14 protein-coding genes are annotated in these 19,739 nt (G+C 45.0%); 4 read left to right on the top strand and 10 right to left on the bottom strand.

Annotated elements, in window-relative coordinates; genetic code table 11:
• Positions 1-135 precede the first annotated feature (135 nt).
• Positions 136-735, bottom strand: coding sequence for an OmpH family outer membrane protein (locus ABIX36_RS25135; RefSeq protein WP_348084926.1), 600 nt, complete (start codon positions 733-735; stop codon positions 136-138).
• A 187-nt stretch (positions 736-922) separates the two neighbouring features.
• Here ABIX36_RS25135 and gyrB point away from each other — a divergent pair, with 187 nt between their 5' ends.
• A complete protein-coding gene (gene gyrB / locus ABIX36_RS25140; RefSeq protein WP_348084927.1) occupies positions 923-2,881 on the top strand; it encodes a DNA topoisomerase (ATP-hydrolyzing) subunit B in 1,959 nt (652 codons plus the stop codon).
• Positions 2,882-2,996: 115 nt separating this feature from the next.
• Here the strand turns inward: gyrB and map are convergent, their stop codons facing one another.
• A complete protein-coding gene (gene map / locus ABIX36_RS25145) occupies positions 2,997-3,761 on the bottom strand; it encodes a type I methionyl aminopeptidase (RefSeq protein WP_348084928.1) in 765 nt (254 codons plus the stop codon).
• Positions 3,762-3,991: 230 nt separating this feature from the next.
• On the opposite strand from map, the gene ABIX36_RS25150 reads away from it, so the two are divergent.
• On the top strand, positions 3,992-4,903 hold the full coding sequence (locus ABIX36_RS25150) for a hypothetical protein (RefSeq protein ID WP_348084929.1): 912 nt from the start codon (positions 3,992-3,994) through the stop codon (positions 4,901-4,903).
• A gap of 58 nt (positions 4,904-4,961) precedes the next feature.
• Here ABIX36_RS25150 and ABIX36_RS25155 read toward each other — a convergent pair whose 3' ends face one another.
• The 4 genes from ABIX36_RS25155 to ABIX36_RS25170 all read right to left on the bottom strand — a co-directional run bounded on the left by ABIX36_RS25155 (position 4,962) and on the right by ABIX36_RS25170 (position 13,528).
• Positions 4,962-5,387: an aspartyl protease family protein gene (locus tag ABIX36_RS25155; protein WP_348084930.1), complete on the bottom strand. Its 426-nt coding sequence runs from the start codon at positions 5,385-5,387 to the stop codon at positions 4,962-4,964.
• 98 nt (positions 5,388-5,485) lie between these two features.
• On the bottom strand, positions 5,486-7,744 hold the full coding sequence (locus ABIX36_RS25160; protein ID WP_348084931.1) for a BamA/TamA family outer membrane protein: 2,259 nt from the start codon (positions 7,742-7,744) through the stop codon (positions 5,486-5,488).
• Positions 7,741-12,864, bottom strand: coding sequence for a translocation/assembly module TamB domain-containing protein (locus ABIX36_RS25165; RefSeq protein WP_348084932.1), 5,124 nt, complete (start codon positions 12,862-12,864; stop codon positions 7,741-7,743). Before ABIX36_RS25165 ends, ABIX36_RS25160 begins: the two co-directional genes overlap by 4 nt.
• A gap of 154 nt (positions 12,865-13,018) precedes the next feature.
• Positions 13,019-13,528 (bottom strand): hypothetical protein, encoded by a 510-nt coding sequence (locus ABIX36_RS25170; protein WP_348084933.1) that lies wholly within the window; start codon positions 13,526-13,528, stop codon positions 13,019-13,021.
• A gap of 223 nt (positions 13,529-13,751) precedes the next feature.
• Here ABIX36_RS25170 and dnaE point away from each other — a divergent pair, with 223 nt between their 5' ends.
• Positions 13,752-17,342: a DNA polymerase III subunit alpha gene (dnaE, locus tag ABIX36_RS25175; RefSeq protein ID WP_348084934.1), complete on the top strand. Its 3,591-nt coding sequence runs from the start codon at positions 13,752-13,754 to the stop codon at positions 17,340-17,342.
• A gap of 10 nt (positions 17,343-17,352) precedes the next feature.
• Here the strand turns inward: dnaE and ABIX36_RS25180 are convergent, their stop codons facing one another.
• From ABIX36_RS25180 to ABIX36_RS25190, 3 genes are all read right to left on the bottom strand, one after another.
• On the bottom strand, positions 17,353-17,604 hold the full coding sequence (locus ABIX36_RS25180) for a type II toxin-antitoxin system RelE/ParE family toxin (RefSeq protein ID WP_348084935.1): 252 nt from the start codon (positions 17,602-17,604) through the stop codon (positions 17,353-17,355).
• Between the two features lie 73 nt (positions 17,605-17,677).
• Entirely contained in the window at positions 17,678-17,881 is a 204-nt protein-coding gene (locus ABIX36_RS25185) for a hypothetical protein (protein ID WP_348084936.1), read from the bottom strand.
• A gap of 105 nt (positions 17,882-17,986) precedes the next feature.
• Positions 17,987-18,388, bottom strand: a complete 402-nt coding sequence (locus tag ABIX36_RS25190) for a helix-turn-helix domain-containing protein (RefSeq protein ID WP_348084937.1) — start codon at positions 18,386-18,388, stop codon at positions 17,987-17,989.
• 130 nt (positions 18,389-18,518) lie between these two features.
• On the opposite strand from ABIX36_RS25190, the gene ABIX36_RS25195 reads away from it, so the two are divergent.
• Entirely contained in the window at positions 18,519-19,274 is a 756-nt protein-coding gene (locus ABIX36_RS25195; RefSeq protein WP_348084938.1) for an SDR family oxidoreductase, read from the top strand.
• On the opposite strand, the gene ABIX36_RS25200 is transcribed toward ABIX36_RS25195, so the two are convergent.
• A complete protein-coding gene (locus ABIX36_RS25200; protein ID WP_348084939.1) occupies positions 19,269-19,481 on the bottom strand; it encodes a hypothetical protein in 213 nt (70 codons plus the stop codon). The two genes, ABIX36_RS25195 and ABIX36_RS25200, sit on opposite strands and share 6 nt — an antisense overlap.
• Between the last annotated feature and the right edge of the window lie 258 nt (positions 19,482-19,739).

Here is a 19,739-nt window from a genome sequence, read left to right on the forward strand (position 1 = left end):
GTCGTTTTTTATCTTCCTCTATAAATCAAAAAACCCCAACCAATGGCCGGGGTTTTCTTTTTTAATATTATTTATTATTTGTTGCTTTTTCTAAATCTGCACATCCGCATATCCACGCATCTGCACATCCAGAAATTATTTCTTGTCTTTTGCGTAATCGTCATTAAGTCTTTTAATAACATCAGCGGTAACATCCAGGCTTGGGTCGCCGTAAAGCATACCTGTGCTGGCGCGGGTGAAAGTTAACACCATTTTGTAGCCTTTTTCTTTCGCATAAGCTTTGGTAAAAGCAGCTAATTTTTCGTAGAATTTATTTTGCTCGTTAGCCTGGTCCTGTTGAACCTGTGCACCCGCACTTTGTTGATATTGCTGAAACTCCTGGCCTTTACGTTGCAATTGTTGCTCGGTAGCCGCACGTTTGTCAGCAGGCATGGTAGCTGCTTCCTTTTGGTACTCGGCATATTGGCGTTGGATGGCCTGCTGGCGCGATTGTACATCGGCTTGCGCCGCCTTGGCTTTGTCTTCCACGCGTTTAGACATGTCGTTAAAATACTCGTATTTAGCAACAAGTGTATCCTGGTTGATGAACACTATTTCGTGTGTGGCAGCTGATGTTGTGGTGCTTGCTGCTGCAGCAGGTTTGTCGGCAGTTTTATTTTGGTTGCACGCCGCTACGCTTGCAGCAAGGGCAAATAATAAAACTGATTTTGTAACGGTTGACGCCTTGATTTTCATTCTGTTTATCTAAAAAAAATTTTGACAAAGATAAACTTTCGTATCAAGTTTCCTAACCCTAAAAAGGATGTTTATTATGGGTCATATTTATCCACATTAGTGCTAATAATGATGTATATGTGTATCAAAAATCGTACTTTTGCATATTAAACTCCACCCCGGAGTACGTTATTGTTTTAGATAAATTATGAGCGAAGAAAATCAGGATAAATCGAACTACTCAGCAGATAATATACAGGTTTTAGAGGGTTTAGAGGCCGTACGTAAAAGGCCATCGATGTACATTGGCGATACTGGCGTAAAAGGGCTTCACCACTTGGTTTACGAGGTGGTAGATAACTCGATAGATGAAGCGCTTGCCGGCCATTGCGATACCATTAAGGTGGTAATTCAGAAGGACAACTCCATTTTAGTTTCGGATAATGGCCGTGGTATCCCAACGGGTATCACCACCAAAGAGAAGCGGTCTGCATTAGAAATTGTAATGACGGTATTGCACGCAGGCGGTAAATTCGATAAGGACACCTACAAAGTATCAGGCGGTTTACACGGCGTTGGGGTAAGTTGCGTTAACGCGCTATCGATACACTTAACTGCTTTAGTTTACCGCGAAGGTAAGATCTGGACGCAGGAATACGAAAAAGGTAAGCCCTTGTTTGATGTAAAAACCATTGGCGAAACCGATAAACGCGGTACCACTATCATTTTTAAACCGGATGCCGAAATTTTTGCACTTACTACCGAATATAAATACGATACGCTTGCCGCACGATTGCGCGAACTTGCCTTTTTAAATAAGGGTATCCGCTTGTCGTTAACAGACGAGCGCGATGCCAACGAAGACGGCACATACCCTACCGAAGATTTCTATTCGGAAGGCGGCTTAAAAGAGTTTGTTAAATATCTGGATGGGACGAGGACGGCTATCATCCCCGAGCCAATTTACCTGGAAGGTATTAAGCAGGGTATACCTGTAGAACTCGCTTTACAGTACAACGACACGTATATAGAGAATGTACACTCTTACGTGAATAACATTAATACCATTGAAGGTGGTACCCACGTGGCGGGTTTCCGTATGGGGCTTACCCGTACGCTAAAAGCTTATGCTGATAAAAACGGCCTCCTGAAAAACATGAAGGTTGAAATAACCGGTGATGACTTCCGCGAGGGGTTAACCGCCGTTATTTCGGTAAAAGTACAGGAGCCGCAGTTTGAAGGCCAAACCAAAACCAAGCTGGGTAACAGCGAGGTGAGTGGTGCCGTTAACGTGGCAGTGGGCGAAATTTTAGGTAACTACCTGGAAGAGAATCCAAGGGAAGCCAAGATGATCGTTCAGAAGGTGATCCTTGCTGCTACTGCACGTGCAGCTGCCCGTAAGGCGCGCGAGATGGTGCAACGCAAGAGTGTGATGAGCGGTTCGGGCTTACCGGGCAAGCTGTCTGATTGTGCTAATAGCGACCCTGCATTATGTGAGCTATATTTGGTAGAGGGTGACTCGGCGGGTGGTACCGCCAAACAAGGCCGCAACCGCGAATTCCAGGCGATATTACCGTTACGTGGTAAGATCCTGAACGTGGAGAAAGCCATGGAGCACAAGATCTACGAGAATGAGGAGATAAAAAATATGTTCACCGGTTTGGGTGTAAGCATTGGTACCCCAGAGGATGCCAAGGCGCTTAATATTGCCAAACTACGTTACCATAAAATTGTGGTGATGACGGATGCGGACGTGGATGGATCGCACATTACCACGCTGATATTAACCTTCTTCTTCCGTTACATGAAGGAGCTGATAGAGTACGGTTATATCTACATCGCGTCGCCACCGCTTTACCAGGTTAAAAAAGGTAAAGAATTTGAATACTGCTGGAATGATGAGCAACGCGATATAGCTGTACAACGCCTAAAAGGTGCCGGTAAGGAAGATAGCGTACATATACAGCGTTACAAAGGTTTGGGTGAGATGAATGCCGAGCAATTATGGGATACTACCATGAACCCGGCTAACCGTACGCTTAAAAAAGTGAGTATAGAAAACGCTGCAGAGTGCGACCATACCTTTAGCATGCTGATGGGTGATGAAGTTGCCCCCCGCCGTGAGTTTATTGAAAAGAACGCCAAGTACGCGCGTATAGATATATAATTGGATGTGCAGATCTGCAAATTATAGATTGCAGATGCTTCCATATTTTACCCTTGAGCCTCGCTTTTAAGCGAGGCTTTTTTGTTAATGATTGGTCGTTATCGTTAGGCGATAATCAATCCCAGATTCCGTTCTGTGCAGTAAATATCACAGGCTGTCCGCCGGTTACCATAATGGTATGTTCGTGCTGCGCAACAAAACCTCCTTTATTACCGCGTAAAGTCCAGCCATCTGCCTGTGTATCGGCAATTGTCGACCGGGTTGAAATAAAAGTCTCTATGGCTACCACCGAATTCTTTTTGAAACGCGTGGTATTATACCTGTCGCAATAGTTGGCTATCTCGTGGGGTTCTTCGTGCAGGCTGCGGCCAACGCCATGTCCGGTTAGGTTTTTAATTACTGTGTACCCGGCTTTTTTGGCTTCGGTCTCAATCAACCTGCCTATCTCAGATATTTTAACACCACCCTTAATGTTGCTGATGGCTTTTCTCAAGATCTCTTTTGATGCATCTACCAGTTTGCCATGGCCATGAATGTCTTCGCCCAATATAAACGAGCCGCCATTGTCGGCCCAGTAGCCATTTAGTTCTGCCGATACATCGATGTTTACCAGGTCGCCTTCTTTGAGGATCTTATCTGCCGATGGTATGCCGTGCGCAACTTCGTCATTAACACTTATACAAGTATATCCCGGGAAATTGTAAGTTAAATAAGGTGCAGAATGCGCGCCCATCTGTGACAGCAATTCACCGCCGTATTCGTCAAGTTCCTTTGTAGAAATACCCGGTTTAGCAAACTCACGCATCTTTTTGAGGGTGATGGCAACAGCATCACTTGCCTGCTCCATTCCAGTCTTTTGCTCTTCGGTAGTTATAGACATAATTGAGATTTTATCTGTGGCAAAATTAACAAATAATAGATTGATAAAATATTGCGCCTGCTGCTCGCCAAGGCATCGTTTTTAAACAAATTGATGATCCGGATGCACCTAAAGAGCCTTCAGAGTATTCTTCTTGATGCTTTCTTTGGTCTGTTGGTTATTACGCTATAATTCTTGTTGTTGTATATACCAACTTCAAAAGGTACATTTAAGCACCTTATCGCCCGCTCATGAAAAAAACTGTATTTGTTCTTATACTTACTCTTTGTTTAGTTGGCAGAAGCTTCGCCTGCTTAAATGGGGAGGTGCTTGAGTTAATAAATGGATCGGTGTTGTATGTAGATTCAAGAGATGCCACACCACGCGGGCATAATTTTGCTTCGTTTCATGACCGGAAATACCTGTTAAAAGCTGTTGTGGAACTCGATAGTTTATACAAGGTCAATAACGATATCCGTTATCTTTCCGATGAGGGGCTTGCGCTAATTGTGCTGGGTGAATATAAAAAAGCCATTGCGCTTTGCCAAGAAATTGAAATGACGGAGCCCGACCGTTATTCAACAGCGTCAAACATAGGGACTGCGTATGAGTTAGATGGACAGAACGAACAGGCTTTGTTTTGGATATCTAAGGCAGTAAAGCTCAATGAGCATTCACATTACGATTCGGAATGGATACACGTAAATATTCTTAAGGCAAAGCTTGGCGGCGAGCAACTGATCAATTCTCGATTTTTGCTGAATACCGATTTCGGAACCGATAGTATCCCGCGTACCGCCCTATCAAGAGAGAAATTGGATTTGTTATCCCAGGCCTTATTTTACCAGTTGAACGAACGTAATTCCTTCATAAGATCTAAGGATAACATTGTTGCACAATTGCTGTTTGATTTAGGCAATCTGACTTTTGTAAGAAGTGCTTACAAGGTTGCACTTGATGATTATGGCCTGGCGAAACAATATGGTTACAATGGTAAACTGATTGACCTGCGTATCAAAACAGCCCTCAGCTATAGCAAAAACAATAAAACCATACATAATATTTCTGAGAAGAAAAATCCTTTAATTTACATCTGTATGGGCTTAGGTGTGTTGCTCGCTGTGTTTTTGGCGATATTTATATGGACAAAAAAAAAAATATAAGCGGATTGAAGACTCGAGGCAGCTCGGCAATGGCTAATCACTCACCATTCACCACTTGCTACTTCAACACCAGCACCTTCTTTCCAAAATCAATTACCGCTTTATATTTCATCAATATATCGCTGCCGATAACGCCTAATACTTCGGGGTGGCCCAGTTCGCGGTAGGCGATGTTGATGGTAGATAGGTCCAGCACTGCTACTTCAATTTCGCCGATGAGCAATTCTCCTATCCAAACGTTGTTGATAACCGCCGTGGCCGATTGCATGGTATTTGTGCCCAGTCCCGTCGATAACCGCTCGCTGGCGATAATGGGCGCATCCTCATTGGCCGCTAAAAGCAACTCGTGGTCGAAAGCGGTGCGGGAGGCACCGGTGTCCAGCACCACTTTAAAGGGCTTGTTAAAAAGGGTGATATCCAGTAGCGGATGGAAGCCATCTTCGTGCAGGTCTATCATATGCAGCGGAACGGATATTTTGTTCATTAGTTCATTTGTTCACTGGTTCATTTGGTTTGACGCGGTGAACCGTTGGCCGTTACAATTAATGTTCACTAATTCACTCAATCACTAATTCGTAATTATTAAAACGGATAACCGATAGCAATGTTCAATATGGCATTTTTAAAGCTTGGGGTTACGCTGCGGCTGGCACCGTTGGTACTGTAAGGCGTCATCAGCGGGAAACCAAGATCGGTACGCAACACCAGTACGGTAGCGTCAAACCTTAAACCAAAGCCTGCGTCTACCGCCAACTGACTTAAAAAGTTAGGGCCGAATGTGCCGCCTGCCTGGTGTGGCTTGGCATTCCAAACGTTACCGGCATCGGTAAACAAAGCGCCGTAAACAATGCTGAAAAGTTTAACACGGTACTCCAGGTTAGCTTCCAGTTTAATATCGCCCGATTGATCGGCAATAAATCCACCGTTTAGCGCGCTGGCATCTACCGTACCGGGACCTATAGATCGTGCTCTGAAGCCCCTTAAACTATTTGGTCCGCCAATGAAGAATTGCTGGTTGTAAGGTAGTATGGTTGAGTTGCCATAAGGCAGCGCAACACCTACCAGTACCCTCGCGGCAATTTTACTGCCGGTACCCATTTTATGGAAATACCTTAGTTCGGTCTCCACTTTAGCATACTGATTAAACGTAGAGCCCAGGAAGGTTTTTGCCTTGCCGCCCAGCGTATCTGCGCCGGTTAACAGGCCGTATATGTTGTTAGACAAGCTCAGCTTTCCGCGATAGAAAATGCTGTTGGTACGGTAATCTTCGGTAGTGTTATCAAAGGTATACGCAAAACTTGGGCCCCAGGTAAATTGCGGGTCGATAACGTGTTTAAGCGCCGGGTTACGGTTGTTTGGATTTTTAATACTGTCCGAATAGAGTTCACTAACGTTACGTGGTTTTACGTAAGTTATTTCCAGTAAATTCAACTCATTCAGTTTATGTACGTTGGTTTTAAACGAATAGCCAAATGAGCCGCTGAAGGAATTGAGCGAATATAACTTACTGCGGACTACCGACGTGTAATTAAGCGTAAGCGTAGTGCGCGGTATGTAAGCGTTATCCGCCTTGATGTTGAATGGCCCGATGATCCTCGGCCAGGAAATGGATGGCTGGATACCATATTGGAAAACGTTGAACCCACCGTTGCTGCCGCCCACCTGCACATCTGTACTTGCAAATAAGGTTACGGTTAACAGCTCCCCGCCTTTAAACGCGTTCCTGTTTTTCCAGTTAAGGTTTATTTGCGAACCTGTGTAGCTTGCCGATGTAGTGCGGCCCAATAACTCCAGCTGTAACGATTTGCGTTTATATGGTGTTAAAAAGTAGTAAACATCCAGCTTTGGCGAATCGGGCGTAACATCTTCAAAACGGTTTTTTACATATTGGTAAGGCCCCAGGTTAATAAACCTGTTCAGCGAGTTATTATGCGTTGTGCGGCTGTACGTATCGTTAGGGTGCAATAGTACCGTATTGGCAAAAATGTACGGTTTAACCGTTTTGCGCGGATCGATAATATTATACCAACGATAAAATTGCGCCTGGTCCAGCTTTAGTGAAGTATCGCGAAGGGAGTAATTTGGGTACACGTAAATATTGCGGATAGAGTAGATCTCTCGCGCCCTTTCCGGCGTGGTGGGCTTAATACTTACAATAAGATCGACCTGGTGATTAATAATGGTACTATCTACCTTGATGATCAATTGCTCTGGCGCAAAGAAAAAGAAGCCTTTTTCTTTCAAGCGGGCATCTATGCGTACCCGTTCCGATTTAATAACATCCAGGTTATACTTGTCGCCAACCTTTAAAAGAGACTCTTTCATGGTACCCCTTACGGCGGTATCTAAACTGTTATCAGTAGCTACAGGGAAGGCAACACTGCGGATGGTATACGATGGACCGGCATTTACAGTGAACTCGGCCTTAGCTGTTCTCTTTTTGCCAATAGTATCGCCCCTAACGGTTGCTTGAAAATAGCTCTCGTTTTGCAGGCGGTTTTGCATAATGGTGCTGTTTTTCTCGAGGTTTACCTGGCTTATCAATACAGGCGGCTCGCCGTACTTGCTAAAGAATTTTTGGATAAAGCCTTTGCGTGCTTTGGTTTTATAATAAAGCCAAAGTTTGATACGTAACCCCAAAAGCGATGAGTTTGGCTGCGGGCGCACAGTGGCGTTCAACTCACTGATTATGGCCTTGGCATCGCTTTTTTTAATATCTTTATCTTCTACCTTTACCGAGCTGCCAGTATATAATTTTTCATTAGCTGGCAAATACTTGGTGGTACTGCAAGCGCTCACCAATAATGAAAGGAATAATAAATATTTAAGATGCTTTATCATTGTATAGTTGTGGTCTGGGTCCTGGTTCTGTCTTCTTTATCTTTTTGCTGCGAAGCTTTCTCCTGCTCGTCTTTTATTTTTTGTTCCTCCTGGTAACGCTTACGCATGGCCTTCTCTTCCTCGGTACGCTTGCGGAAGATCTCGCGGAAGCGATTATAATCTACAGTGAGCGAGAAGCCTAAACCTGTCTCTACAATTTGCCCCTGTATCACCACGTATTCATCCTTGCGGTAAGCGCGCAGGGTATAGCGCCCATCTTTGCTCAACTTATAAGCAACCGATACATTGCCTGCAATGTTGGATGTTTTTTGTCCTGCCTGTGCACCCTCCAGGTTAAAGTTGTTACCTACGGAGACGGTAAGCCTATCGCTCAGGAAGCGTTTGGATACCCCAACATTCAGATCCGTTCGGTTTTGTGCCGTGCCGGATGAATAATCCTGCCCGGAAGTTAGGCCAAAATTAAGGTCCACACCGGATATCAAACCAGCCCCAAGGCTGTTGAGTTGATCGGACAGGAGGCTGCTTACGCTGCTGCGAATTGCACCTTCCACACCCGCGCTGCCACCCTGGCTTTGCAGCGGATTATCTCCTATGAAATGGCCGAGCACCAGCACACCAAGTACCTGTTTATTCAGTTCGTTAGGGTCCTGCCGTATTTGATTCAGGCGGGTATTAACGGTAGTGGTAACCTCGCCAGACACATTATAATTACTATCGGGCAGGGTGATATCAAAGCTGATATCGGGTTTCAACAGCTCATTTCGCAGATTAAGGTTTACGTTAAACGGTAGTTTTTGCTTGTATTGTGTATTGTTTACATCGCCTAACTGGTTTGCTACCAAGTCTATTGGTGGTACGTTGGCTACGTAAATCGCGGTCAGGTCTATATTCGCCATGGTTGGGTCGCCTGTCCAGGTGATGGTGCTACCCTGTTTAAAGTTAAACTTGCGGCTCACGGTAGCGTATGATAAATTGTACGAACCCTGGTTAACCACATACGTACCGGTTAAGCTGGTTTTCCCGCTTGGGTCGATGCCGCCGCTGAGGTGGGCCTCGCCTTTCAGGTTTACCACATCGCCGTTGCGCTCATCTATCACGATGGTAAAGTTGGCGTTCTTGTCGATATTTACGGTGGCGTTCACATCCAGCCCGGTAATTTCAGATTGCTTTAACGAATCCAGCTGACGAGCCAATAATATCGAATCCATTTTTGGAGCGCTCTGGTCTATAAATTCAACAACGCCTTTCCTGTCTTCCACGCCGGGGTCAGTAGTAGGGAGTACAAAAACCATATCGGTTTTTTCGTTAACGGTAAGGGTAGCATCTACAACGGGTTTAGCCATATCTCCGCGTACCTTCACGTTGGCATCCATAAATAACTTGCCGTAAAACAGCTGATTATCGGCTTTGGTAGAGTTGATCACCCTGAAATTATTCATCCGGATATCCATGCCGAATTTAAAGTCGGTATAGGTTTTGGTGAATACCGAGCCCGTTACAATGGCCTTATTGCCGGTAGAATCTACGAGGGTGAAATCGTTAAAGCGGATGCCTTCATCGTTAAACGTAATGCTTTCCTGCGGCATGGTAAAGTAGGAGTTGAGCATGGCCACGTTGAACGCTACCTTATTAAAGTTAATATTCCCCCTTACGGCAGGCGCTGCCGTTGTACCGGTTATTTTAAGCTGCCCGGTAATATTACCGCTGGAATTGCGGATGCTGCCGAAGCTGAAACCTTCGACGCTCTTCATACCCAAATTCACAATGTTCAGGTTCAGGTCGAAACGGCTTTCGGGCAGGGTGTAGTACATGCCATTCAGATCTACCTGGTTGCCTTTGCCGGTGATGTTCATTTGCGCGGCGTAGGCATTGGCGGTTTGGTTGTTTACCTTTAATGCGATGTTACCAACGGTGTCGCCTTTAAAATTAAAATCGCTTACGTTGATAGCTGCTTCAAACACAGGCGATTTCTGAAAGTTGCTCACCACGGCGTTACCATTAATGGTACCGCCCACCAACAGCGAATCTTGTTTGGCCATTTTGGTGATGGTCTCTATCTTGAAATTCTTAAAATCTACAGTGATAGGGGAGTTGTACTCGCCCGAATTACTGTTGACGCTTAGCACCTGGTTACTATTGGTAAGGCTGAAGTTGCGCGCCAAAATCCCTTTGTTGCCAAACTCCAGTGCGTTACTTGGGTTAACTGCCCATGGCGTGTAATCCAGCATTACGCCGTCCTGTAAAAAGCTAAACTGGTATTCATCAGGGATCACACTGAACACACCCGCTACGCGGTAACGCTCTTTTTTAGCAGCATCACGCACCTGTACATTCAGGCCCAGTTTGTTGTTCTGTGCGGCACCAGTAATGCTTGGGTAAAGCACATCCAGCGAGTTGCCTACTTTTATTTCATCAATAGTAAGGCTGTAATTAAGCGCGTTGTTGCCGGTGTTGATAGCCAGCTTACCATTGTTCACAACATTGGTACCGTACACTACTTTCGGCATCGAACCATTTACAACAAGTTCGCCTGTGCTGCTGTTAAAGCGGCCGTTGATCAATACTGGGTCGAGCTGTTTCAGGTCCGGCACGAATTTTTCTACCAGCGGGGTTTTTACCATTCGGGCATCAAACGTAAATTGCTGGGGCGAGTATTTGGTTTTTACCACCGGCGTTTTACTTACCAGGTTGGTGTTATAATATTTGTTGATCACATCCATCACTGCCGGGCCAACTTCGGTAAGCTTGTACTTGCCACCCATGTGTGCATAAAATATTGGGGTTTTTAAACGGAGGCTGCTGCTATCGGCATTGGCGGTTGAGATGAGGCTTACGGTATCTAAATTAACGCGCTGCCCGGCGTTGTTCACCAGCAGGTTGGTGGCCAGGATGTTCGCGTTGAGGTAATCCGGGTCCGCAGTTGGTACATCAGCCACTATCTTACCATGGAAACGCATCACTGTTTTGGTAAAGCCCAGTTTTTGCAGGTCGATGCTGTCAACGAGTAATGTTGCATTTACCGATGGGTATTTCTTGTTCATATTAGCCTTTGCATCCAGGCTAAAATTAATGTTGGGGTCTATCATGCGGGCATTGGCCACGTATGCACCATTGCGTGCAGTACCTTTAACTGCTAAGTTTTTGTAGTTGTAGCCTTTAACGTAGGCGCTTGCCACATTGCCGTTAAACTTTAGGTTGGCTGTTTTTGGGTCGAGCCCGGCACCGCTGATGTTGGCGCTCATGGTAACCATACCCACCATTTGCGGTTGCTTGGTTAGCGCGCCCACATTCAGGTTATTGGCTTTGATGTTTGCCGAGTAGGTTTCGCTGCCCCTGCGTTTGCCGCTCTTCATGGCCGCCACCAAGTCAACCGCGCCGTAGCTGCTACGCAGGTTCATTTTGGTGCTGAAGTTTTTCATGGTACCCTTAAAGGTCCCTTTCAGATCCATGTTTTCGGGGATGCTTACGTTAGGAGGGATGGTTCCCTTCGGTACCAGGCGTGCAATATCGCGGCTGGTGGTACGGAAATCATTTATGGTAAGGTCGAAATAAGCTTTCTCCACATCCGGCAGTCCGCGCATGGTAGCGGATGCTTTTACGTAGGTATTGCCAAAGCCGCTCAACTCAATATTAGGTATGCGCAGGTTATCTACCGTGCCGTTAACCCGCCCGTTAATTTTTAGTATTGTATTGGGTGACGACTTAAATGGCTCCATACTGGCCATGGTTGGCATCAGCAGCAGTATATCGCGCAGCCCTAATTTGCTGCCATCCAAATTGGCGTTGATGCTCAGCTTGCCCAGATCTTTTGTTAACGATTCGACGGAAGGGTAACCAACCTGCAGCTCTTTTTGAATAACCGAAGTTGGGGTTTGTACCAGCAGGTCTTTCAAATAAGCACTTTTTGGCCCGTAAAAAAAGGTGGTGTGAAACTTATCTATCTTCAAGCCGCTCTTTTCACTAAAAGTGAAGGAATTTACCCTGCCTGATAAGCTGTCGGGGTTATACGCGATCTTCTCTACATCAGCGTTCAGGTTTTTGATGCTCATGTGCGCAAAATCCAAGCCGCGTGGCAGGGCTTTTTGCGCGTCGTTATCAAATTTAATATTATCGTTTACCAGGGTTATCTTGCCCAAATCGGCAGTCCAGCCTTTTGCAGTTTGCCTTACCGATACCAGGGTATCCAGTTTTTTAATGGCCTGGCCAACTGCTTTAATTACAGTTTTTGGTTTTTCAAATATCAATCCAGCATCCGTGTTACTTAGCTCGATAGATTTAACGCCTACGTGCTGATTGCGCAGATCGATCTTATCCATGTTCACCAAAAACTTACCCAGATTTACAGATGCCGCCATTTCATTACTGCGGTAATCAACCTTCACCATGTCAACGTTTATTTCTCCGAGGGTGAGGTCCATGTTCAGGGGTGTAACGGCGGTATCAACCGTAGCCGCCTGCGCGATGGATGAACCGGCGGGCGTTTGAATGATCTTCGCGTTCACCCCGCTCAGGTTTATCTTCGGGATGGTGAATTTCATCTTATCCAGGTCGAAATCCTTTATACGGGTATCAAAATGGGTCAGTAGGAATTTTACATCGTTACCGGTGGTAGCATCTTTGTAGCTAACGTTTATTTTATCCAGAATGATCTTATCGATGGAGAATTTCATAGTAGAAGCGGTATCTGTAGGCTTCACTTCCTTTTTCTGCTCACCGGCAAATGCTTTAATAATGTAATCAAAATTAAACAGACTATCGGGCCCGCGGCTGATCTTAGCGGTAATGCCTTCCAGATTGATCTCATTTATCTCAACCTTGTTTTTAAGGAGTTTTAGCAGTGTGATATCCACCTTTAGTTTATCGCCTGCAATAAGGGTGTCTTTCTTCTGGTCTTCAAAATAAACATCTTCCAGTACCAGTAATTTTGGCAGGCCCAGACTAATGTGGCCTATCTCTACCTTGGTGTGAATTTTATTCTGTAAGAAGGTTACCGCCTTGTCTTTAGCGTAATTTTGTACGGCGGGTACCTGTATTAAAATAACCACCAGCAACACCAAAAAAATGATGCTTGCAATTATCCAAAGAATTGTTTTGAGGGCTATACGTCCAAATCGTTCCAAATCTGCAATGGGTTGAGGTTAAACTTTTATATTACAAAGAAAATGCCGCTTGTTTTAATACTTTGCCAACACCTTGAAAAGGAGAATGTTTTTTGAAAACCAATCTTTTAGCTGAGAAAATGTGTGATTTTAAACTTGTAATGTAAAAATTACATTAGTTTGCCAGGTGCCAGCCTTTTGTTGTTAAAGATTTACTGCAAGAGGCGCAAAATGCTGTCTCTTCATTTAAATGATTTCCTCCTTTGGCATCGCGCATAAAACATGTTTTATTTGGGCAATGTGGTAACCCTTGGGTATGCCCCAATTCGTGCAATGCAAGCTTGGAAAACTGTTCTGCTAACCTTGCTTTATTGAGGCGGTAGGTTGATATCACACAGGCGTTGCCGGGTTGAAAGCCCAGGCCCATAACGCCCCAATCGGTTATGTTTACATTCCGGGCGCTCACATCACGATGGGTTAAGCCAATGATAACGGTATCGGAGTTTCCAAAGCGGGCAAGATACCCGATGAGCGAATCTGCCCGGTAGCGATCGCGTGGCCGGTAATAGGCTGTTGCCGGTAGAGGAATAGCGTTCCTCAGTATGGTTGTAGGGTTTACTTTTTTAAAAGTTTCGTAAACCGATTTGGTTGCCGCAGATGGCGTCCCCGCAAACGGTTGAATCACAAATACCCGGTTTGCCGGTGGCAAATTTGATTGACAGCCGAATAGTGTTGATAACATCGCGAGCGCAAAAACAAACCAGTATCGGGATAGTGATGACGGCAATGGCGTTATTTGCATCCGGCTTTTTTTGTGCTAAAGATAGGGGATGATTTTTCCACAAAAAGCTATTTGGTATCGATTTTTGATAAATTTGTAATCTACACGATACGGAGAGAAAGATACCATGCCCGAATTTTCGCATTTACACGTTCATACCCAGTTTTCATTACTTGACGGAGCCGCCGATATAACCAAGTTATACAAAAAAGCTGCTGCTGATGGGATGAAGGCCCTGGCCATTACCGACCACGGTAACATGTTTGGCGCGTTTAAATTTGTGGCCGAGGCTGGCAAGCACGGCGTAAAACCCATTGTGGGCTGCGAATTTTACGTAGTAGATGATCGCCATAAAAAGCAATTTACCAAAGAGAAAAAAGATAAGCGTTACCACCAACTAATGCTGGCAAAAAACGCCGAGGGTTACCAAAACCTTATCAAGCTTTGCTCCTTAGGCTACATGGAAGGCCTTTACAGCAAATGGCCCCGTATTGATAAAGAACTTATTCTAAAATATCATAAAGGCATTATTGCTACCACCTGCTGCCTGGGTGCATCGGTACCGCAGGCAATTTTGCGCGATGGCGAAGCCGCTGCCGAAATAGAATTTAAATGGTGGCTGGACCTGTTTGGTGAAGATTTCTACATCGAAATGCAGCGCCACGATATCCCCGACCAGGATACCGTAAACCTGGTACTGGCCAAGTTCGCCAAAAAGTATAATGTAAAGGTGATCTGCTCCAACGATTCGCATTACGTGGATCAGCAGGATTCCAACGCGCATGATATTTTGCTTTGCGTAAACACCGGCGACTTGCAAAGCACTCCCATAGCTACCGACGAGGAAGGCGGTAAGGGCTATCGTTTCGGTTTTACTAACGACCAGTTCTATTTTAAAACGCAGGCCGAAATGGGCAAGCTGTTTTCGGATATCCCCGAGTCGTTAGATAATACACAGGAGATCGTTGATAAGGTTGACGTGCTGAAATTAAAGCGCGACATCCTGCTCCCTAACTACGTTATTCCTCCCGAATTTAAGATCCATAGTGATATGACGCCCGATGCGGATACTCTGAACCAATGGGAGTATCTGAAGCACCTGACCTTTATGGGAGCCAAGGAGCGGTATAAAGATATTAGCCCCGAGGCGGAGGAGCGGATCAACTTCGAGCTTTTCACTATCCGCACCATGGGATTTGCGGGGTACTTCCTCATCGTTGCAGATTTCATCAGGGCCGGCCGGGATATGGGCGTGTTCATTGGACCGGGCCGTGGTTCGGCGGCCGGGTCGGTAGTTGCCTATTGTACCGGTATTACCAATATCGATCCGCTGAAGTATAACCTCCTGTTCGAGCGTTTCCTCAACCCGGATCGTAAATCGATGCCCGATATCGATACGGATTTTGATGATGCCGGCCGTCAAAAGGTTATCGACTATGTAGTTGAAAAATATGGCAAGAACCAGGTAGCGCAAATTATCACCTATGGTTCCATGGCCGCCCGTACCAGTATCCAGGACGTTGGGCGTGTGCTGGATATGCCGTTATCTGATGTGAACGCACTGAAGAAGCTGGTGCCAGATACCCTGGGGATCAACCTGAAAACAGCTATTGAACAGGTACCCGAGCTGCAAGCAATATACAAATCAACCGAACTTAAAGGTATTGTGCTTCGCGAAGCAGAAAAACTGGAAGGTTCGGTACGTAATACAGGTGTGCACGCCGCGGGTATCATCATAGCCCCTTACGATTTAACAGACATTGTACCGGTTGCCACCGCGAAGGACTCAGACCTGTTGGTTACGCAATATGATGGCCGTGTAATTGAGGATGCCGGTGTAATTAAGATGGACTTTTTGGGCCTTAAAACCCTTACCATTATTAAGGATGCCCTGCGCATGATCAAGCTGAACCATGATGTTCATATCGATATTGATTACATTCCGCTTGATGACGTTAAAACCTATGAACTTTACCAGCGCGGCGATACCAACGGTACCTTCCAGTTTGAAAGTGATGGTATGCAAATGTACCTGCGCGATCTGAAACCCGATAAATTCGAGGATCTGATCGCTATGAACGCCCTGTACCGCCCGGGCCCTATAGAGTATATCCCCAACTTTATTAAACGTAAGCACGGCCAGGAACCTATCGTGTTCGATTTGGCCGATATGGAGGAATACCTGGGCGAAACCTATGGTATTACCGTTTACCAGGAGCAGGTGATGCTTTTATCGCAAAAACTGGCGGGCTTTAGTAAAGGCGATGCCGACGTTTTGCGTAAGGCGATGGGTAAAAAGCAAATTGAGATCCTCAACAAAATGGAGTCGCAGTTTATGGATGGGGCCATGGCAAAAGGCCACGCTAAAGATAAGCTCACCAAGATTTGGACTGACTGGAAAGCATTTGCCCAATACGCGTTCAATAAATCGCACTCTACCTGTTACGCCTTTGTGGCCTACCAAACGGCATTTTTAAAGGCACATTACCCGGCAGAATACATGGCGGCGGTATTAAATAACCAAAACAACATGGAGAAAATCACCTTCTTTATGGAAGAATGCCGCCGTATGGGGGTAGAAGTTTTGGGGCCTGATATTAACGAAAGTGATATGGCTTTTGCCGCAAGCAAAAAAGGCGTTATCCGTTTTGGAATGGCGGGTGTAAAGGGCGTAGGCGAAAAAGCGGTAGAAAGTATTATAGAGGAACGTAACGAGCGCGGCCCTTATACCAGTGTTTATGATTTTGCGCAACGCTCCAACACGCGGTCGGTAAACCGAAAATCGTACGAAAACCTGGTTTATGGCGGTGGTTTTGATGAGTTTGGGTTGAAGCGCGCGCAGTTCTTTGCCAAAACAGAGAACGGCCTGTTAACCGGAATAGAGCGACTGATCAAATACGGAAACGACTACCAGAACACCAAAAACAGTTCGCAATCGTCCCTGTTTGGCAGCTCGGTAGCATCTTACATTCCCGAACCTGCAATGCCCGAGGCGGAAGAATGGCCGCTGATAGAAAAGCTGAAATATGAAAAGGACGTTATTGGGATCTACCTCACCGGGCACCCGCTTGATAATTACAAGCTGGAACTCGAAAAATATTGTAACACCACAATAGCCGAGTTAAAGGTTGTGCAAAAGGCCCGTTCGGGAGAAGGCGGCGAAGAGATCATGAACAAATTTGCCGAACTACGTAAACGGGGCGAAATATGCATCGGTGGACTGGTTGGCAATGTGCAGCATAAAACTACCAAAATGGGTAAACCGTTCGGCACGTTTGTGCTGGAGGATTACGATGAATCGTACGAGTTTGCATTTTTTGGCGAGGATTATGTAAAATTCCGCAACCTGATGATGGACGGCTACTTTTTGCATATTAAAGGTAACATCGAAGAAAAATTCAGGCAGAAAGATAACTGGGATCTGCGGGTAACGGTGATGTCGCTGTTATCAGAAATGCGCGATAAACTCACCAAATCCATCACTGTGAATCTGGATATCAGAACACTGAACGACCAGGTTATAGACAACCTGATGCAGATGGTTAGTACCAATAATGAAAAGTACCCCGCCAGGAGTTGCGCGTTAAAGTTTAAGATAAACGATGGGGAGGATTCGATGTATGTTAACCTATCATCCAAAACCCATAAAGTAAGCCCCAGCGACGACCTGATGGCGGAGATATTGAGTTTGACGAATACTAACGCGGTGTTGGCGTAAGGGGGTGTTGCTATTGGATTTCCTTAAGCAGCTCTAAAATCTGTTTATCGGAAATGTTTTCCTGTTCAGATTTGTCGTAAATGGCAAGAAGGTAGATTATGCCTTCATTATCATTTACTAATAAAAGATGTGTTATAACTCTCGCACCACCACTTTTGCCCTTGTGTTTGCTGGATATGGAAAGGCGTACTTTATAACAAGCACTACCTAAAGGAATCCCAGATTTTGGGTTGCTGAGTAATTGCTCTCTAAGGATTAACAAATCTTACTTAAACGATTTATACTTTTTGCTTAGCCGTTTAATATCCTTTTCAAAACTCGCAATTGCTTTTAATTTATAGTTCATTCAATAGCTCGTCAAAGTCCTTTGCCTCGGCTTTGCCTGCTTTAACGGCATTTAATTCATCTACTGCAATTTTAACTTTGCGTAGCAGGTTGTTTTTTGGCTCGACCTTTTTAACGCTAACGCCCAATTCTTTCAATAGCAGCCGTACAGCTTTTTCCTTTTTGTCAGGTATTGAAATTTGGAGAATAGTCATCTTATCTGTTTTAGATATAACAAATATAAATAAATAAGGCTTTATATTTAGTGCAAAGATAACTTCTCAGTGACGGCTTGGAAAACCACGAAGATATATCCGGCCTTAATGCTGTAATTCCCGCTCCACCACCGCTTCCCTAAACGTATAACAACTTGCGTCTGCCACCTTTATCGTGTCGCTGTTTACGGTTAAAAAGTGCGCTCCCCATTTTTCCAGGGCATAAAATATCGAGGCCAATTCTTTACCCAGATCGGTAAAGGCGTATTCTACGCGTGGAGGTACTTCGGGATATACTTTGCGGGCTACAATTTTATCTTCTTCGAGTTCGCGTAGTTGTTGGGAAAGCATCTTTTCGGTCATGCCCTCTATGCTGCGGCGGATCTCGCTGTAACGTTTGGGGCCGTCCATTAATTGGTTCAGTATCTTCACTTTCCACTTGCCGCTTATTACGCTTAGGGCCGCTTCCATGCTGCAGGTGTATTCGGGATGTCGTTGTTTTGTCATCTTTAAAAACTGAGAATTGATTTAAACCCAATGCGCCCATAACCTACCAAATGGTGCGCTCCGTACAAAATGGTGCATTCTTGACGCAGGCCAAAACCCGCTGTATATTTGAGCTATCAAAACAAAGATAATGAAAAAGTTAGCCAATAAAACAGCAGTAATAACAGGCGGAAACAGTGGTATAGGCCTGGCCACAGCAAAAGAATTTATAGCCCAGGGTGCAAAAGTGATCATCACCGGGCGTAACCAAAAATCTATCGACGATGCCATCGCCTTGTTAGGCGAAAATGCATCCGGTGTAATAGCCGATAGCGGCAGTATGGCGCAGATAAAAACCTTAGGCGGGCAGGTTAAAGCCATCACCACAGGTATCGATATCATCTTCATCAACGCCGGGATGGGCAAATTTAACTCTGTTGAGCAAATGGAAGAAGAGATGTTTGACGAGATAATGGATATAAACTTTAAGGGCGCATACTTTAGCCTGCAACAGTTATTGCCATTGGTGAATGAGGGTGGCTCAATCATATTCAACACATCTATTAACGCACACATTGGTATGGCAGGTGCCAGCGTTTATGCAGCAAGCAAGGCAGCCTTACTATCGCTTACTAAAAACCTGGCTGTTGAATTATTGCCTCGCAAAATAAGGGTAAACTCGGTAAGCCCCGGCCCGGTAGGCACGCCATTCCATTCAACCGATAAACTTGGCCTTACCGAAGAGCAATTACAGCAAATGGGCGAGGGTATTATTAAACAAGTACCTATTGGCCGCTTCGGCACCGTGGAAGAATTGGCTAAAGTGGTTACCTTCTTTGCGTCAGATGATTCCACATTCCTGTTAGGTTCGGAGTTGATCGCCGATGGCGGGATGTATAATTTATAAAATGGTTGATTTGTTTGGGATAACGGCCGGGGTTTTAGCTTTGGCCGTTTTTTGGATATAGCGGTTGATGAAATAGGAAACGATGGCAATAAGGGGAGTAGTAACTAAAGTGATAAATACTCCGGCAAACAATGCGGCCATAGCCGGCATACCGCATATTCCTCTCCCATGAGCTTCTTGCGACATGGCATCTAAAACTATCCTCATAGCTATAAAAGAGCACATTATTCCGCTAAACAGTGCAATGCCGAAAATTATAAATAACGGCAAGGCTATTTTGCTCACCAACCTTAGTACCGACAAAATAATCTGTAAAATAGGTGCGGCAAATAGTAACAGAAGCTCCATAATTAGCGTTTATATTGATACTTCAACTGTATGAAAGGTAACCCTAAACGGCCTGATTATTACACATCTGTCATTATTATCAACATTGTTAATATAATTGTCACATTGTCAGTTACC

The sequence above is a fragment of the Mucilaginibacter sp. genome (assembly GCF_039925265.1).
Lineage (GTDB): Bacteria > Bacteroidota > Bacteroidia > Sphingobacteriales > Sphingobacteriaceae > Mucilaginibacter.